At 76.1% G+C, this 3,600-nt stretch carries 3 protein-coding genes; 1 reads left to right on the top strand and 2 read right to left on the bottom strand.

What is annotated here, in order from left to right:
- A partial coding sequence (gene pheT, locus JZ5iCDA_RS16200) for a phenylalanine--tRNA ligase subunit beta (protein ID WP_069388075.1) occupies positions 1-1,952 on the bottom strand: 1,952 nt, incomplete at its 3' end.
- On the bottom strand, positions 1,952-3,058 hold the full coding sequence (gene pheS / locus JZ5iCDA_RS16195; RefSeq protein WP_069388074.1) for a phenylalanine--tRNA ligase subunit alpha: 1,107 nt from the start codon (positions 3,056-3,058) through the stop codon (positions 1,952-1,954). The genes pheT and pheS, both read right to left, overlap by 1 nt.
- A 328-nt stretch (positions 3,059-3,386) precedes the next feature.
- Between pheS and JZ5iCDA_RS16190 the strand changes: the two genes are divergently transcribed.
- A partial coding sequence (locus tag JZ5iCDA_RS16190) for a hypothetical protein (RefSeq protein ID WP_139123173.1) occupies positions 3,387-3,600 on the top strand: 214 nt, incomplete at its 3' end.

Here is a 3,600-nt window from a genome sequence, read left to right as displayed (position 1 = left end):
CAGCCGCTCGCGCCGTCGAGCGCCGCGAGGGCGTCGTCCGACGGGCGGACCGCGGGCGGCAGCGCCGGTGCCGCGCCGGCCCCGGCGTGGGGCCGAGTCACCAGACCGATCTCGAACACCGCGACGTCGGGCAGGCCGCGGCCGACGTTGCGGCGCGCCGTCTCCAGCAGCGTGCTCAGCAGGTCGGTGCGCATGAGCGGGCGGCCGTCGGCGATCGGGTTGACGAGGCGCACCGCGCGGCGCCGCTCGTCGTCGGCGGGGAGGCGCAGCGCGTCGAGCTCGCCCTCGCCGACGAACGGGTAGCTGAGCGTCTCGACGAGGCCGGCCTCCGCGAGCGCCCGCGCGACGGACCGCCGCACGGACTGCTCGCGCGTCAGGCCCCTGCCGCCCGGGGCGGGCGGCAGGACGGAGGGGATCGCGTCGTAGCCGACGAGGCGCGCGACCTCCTCGACGAGCTCGGCCGCGCCGGTGAGGTCGGGGCGCCACGACGGCGGCGTGACGACCAGCAGGCCGTCCTCCCCCGGTGCCTCGTCGACCGTGGCGCCGAGCGCGCGCAGCGCGCCGACGACCTGCTCCGCCGTGTACGGCACACCGACCAGCCGCTCGGCCTCGCCGACCGGGAGGCGCACCGGCGCGGGCGCCGCGGTCCGGTCCAGGTCGGACACGGCCGCGTCGGCCGTGCCGCCGCCCAGCTCGACGAGCAGGTCGACGACACGCTGCGCCGCGACGGCGGGCAGCTGCGGGTCGACGCCGCGCTCGAACCGCTTGGCGGCCTCGCTCGACAGCCTGTGCCGGCGCGCGGTGCGCGCGACCGTCACGGGGTCGAAGTGCGCCGCCTCGACGAGGACGGCGGTCGTCGCCGGGCCGACCTCGGACGACGCGCCGCCCATGACGCCCGCGAGACCGAGCACGCGCGACGCGCGCGCCCCGTCGGGGCTGTCGGTGATGAGCAGGTCCTGCGGGTCGAGCGCGCGGTCGACGTCGTCGAGCGTGACGAGTCGCTCGCCCGGCGCCGCGCGCCGCACGACCACCGGGGCGGCGACCTTCTCGAGGTCGTAGGCGTGCAGCGGCTGGCCGAGGTCGAGCATGACGTAGTTCGTCACGTCGACCGCGAGCGAGATCGGGCGCATGCCGGACGCCGTGAGGCGCCGCTGCATCCACGCGGGCGTCGTCGCGGCCGGGTCGATCCCGCGCACGACGCGCGTGACGAACCGGTCGCAGCCCGGCACGCCCTGGACGGGCGCGGCGTCGTCGACCTCGACGGGGAAGCCGTCGGGCGTCGCGGCGGGCAGGGGTGCCGTGAGGGACTCCTCCAGCCCGCGGTCGGTGAACCGCGCCCCGGTGGAGTGCGCGTACTCGCGGGCGACGCCGCGGTAGGAGAACGCGTAGCCGCGGTCCGGCGTGACGTTGATCTCGAGGACCTCGTCGCCGAGGCCGAGCAGCGCGACCGCGTCCTGGCCGGGAGTCAGGTCGTCGGCGGCGTACCCGAGGCGCGGCAGGACGATGATGCCGTCGTGGTCCTCGCCGAGGCCGAGCTCGCGCTGGGAGCAGATCATGCCGTCGGAGACGTGCCCGTAGGTCTTGCGGCTCGCGATGGGGAACGGTCCCGGCAGGACGGCGCCCGGCAGCGCCACGACGACGAGGTCGCCCTCGGCGAAGTTGTGCGCGCCGCACACGATCCCGCGGGGCTGCCCGCCGTCCGTGGCCGGGACGCCGTCGACGTTGTGCGTGCCGACGTCGACCTGGCACCAGTTGATCGTCTTGCCGTTCTTCTGCGGCTCGGGCGTCAGCTCGAGCACGCGGCCGACGACGAGGGGGCCGGTCACGGCCGCGCCGTGGACCGCCTCCTCCTCCAGGCCGACGCGCACGAGGTCCGCGGCGAGCTGCTCGGCCGTGAGCCCGGCGGGCAGCTCGACGTGGTCGCCGAGCCAGTCGAGGGCGACGTACGGCATCAGATCCCCATTCCGAACTGGGTGGAGAAGCGCACGTCGCCCTCCACCATGTCATGCATGTCCGCGATCCCGTGGCGCAGCATGAGCGTGCGCTCGACGCCCATCCCGAACGCGAAGCCCGAGTAGACCTCGGGGTCCACCCCGACCGCGCGCAGCACATTCGGGTTGACCATCCCGCAGCCGCCCCACTCGATCCAGCCGGCCCCGCCCTTCTTCTGCGGGAACCACAGGTCCATCTCGGCGCTCGGCTCGGTGAACGGGAAGTACGCCGGGCGCAGCCGCGTGCGCGCCTCGGGTCCGAACATCGCGCGCGCGAACGCGTCGAGCGTGCCGACGAGGTTCGCCATCGTCAGGCCCTTGTCGACCGCGAGGCCCTCCACCTGGTGGAACACGGGCGTGTGCGTCGCGTCCAGCGCGTCGGTGCGGAACACCTTGCCCGGGCACGCCACGTACAGCGGCACGCCGCGCTCGAGCAGCGAGCGGGCCTGCACCGGCGAGGTGTGCGTGCGCAGCACGAGGTTCGACGGCTCGTCGCCCTCGCCGGCGACGTAGAACGTGTCCTGCATCTGCCGCGCGGGGTGGTCGGGCCCGAAGTTCAGGGCGTCGAAGTTGAACCACTCGGCCTCGACCTCGGGCCCGTCGGCGATCTCCCACCCGAGCCCGACGAAGAAGTCGGCGATCCGCTCCTGAAGGGTCTCCAACGGGTGCCGTGCGCCGCGGGGCGCGCGCTCCGTGGGGAGCGTGACGTCGACGGCCTCCTCGACGAGGACGCGCTCGTCGCGCTCGGCCTCGAGCTCGGCCTGGCGCGCCGCGATCGCCTGGTTCAGGCGCCCGCGCAGCGGTCCGAGGAGCCGGCCGGCGGTCTTCTTGTCCTCGGGCGCGAGCGAGCCGATCTGCCGGTTCGCGAGCGCGAGCGCGCTGCGGTCGCCCGCGTGCTCGGTGCGCACGGCCTTGAGGGCGTCGAGGTCGCCCGCGGCGGCGACGGCCGCGAGGGCGTCGTCGAGCGCGCGCTGCAGGGCGTCGGCGTCGAGCGGCGACGGCGTGGTGGCAAGGGCCCCGTCGTCGGTCCGCGAGGGACGGGCGACGGCGGCGTCAGGGCTGGACATGGGTGCCTTCCTGGCGGTGGCGGGACGGTGGGACGCGGCCCACGGTGCGCACCACGGGCCGGGTGCGCGGACGCGCCCGGCGCGTCCGCGTCATTCTAGGGCGCCCGTCCGGGCCGGTCCGTCCGCGTCCTGCTCGGCAGGTGGCGTGACGGCGCGCGTCAGCGGCGCGGGCCCGTGACGGGCCCGGGAAATCGACGATCGCCTCGCGCGGTCATGCGAGCCATCCTCGCACACGGCCGCCGCGAGCAGGCACGGGAGTGCAGCGGTGACCGGGGCGGCCGGGACGGACCGTCCCGTCGAGGCGGACCGGCTCGGGCAGGATGGTGGCGTGAGCGACGTCCACGAGCACCGCGACGCGCCGGCGCGCCCACGGGCCGACGACGCGCGGTTCCGTCCCGGTGCCCGGCGCCGGCAGGCCGCGTGGCCGACCTACGGGGCCGATATCGACGCGTCCGCGGACCCGCTGCAGCGCACCCTCGGCCCGGACCTGCGCGCGCGGCACGACGGCGCCGCCGAGGAAGACCGTGCCGGTTGGGCCGGCT

It is taken from the genome of Cellulosimicrobium cellulans, assembly GCF_001722485.1.
In the GTDB taxonomy this organism is placed as follows: Bacteria; Actinomycetota; Actinomycetes; order Actinomycetales; family Cellulomonadaceae; genus Cellulosimicrobium; species Cellulosimicrobium cellulans_A.
Note: the sequence above shows the minus strand (reverse complement) of the source record. Positions and strands in the feature narration are given on the sequence as shown.

What these genes read in the sequence shown, in the direction of transcription:
- pheS (WP_069388074.1), bottom strand. Translation starts at nt 3,058, where the DNA reads ATGTCCAGCCCTGACGCCGCCGTCGCCCGTCCCTCGCGGACCGACGAC.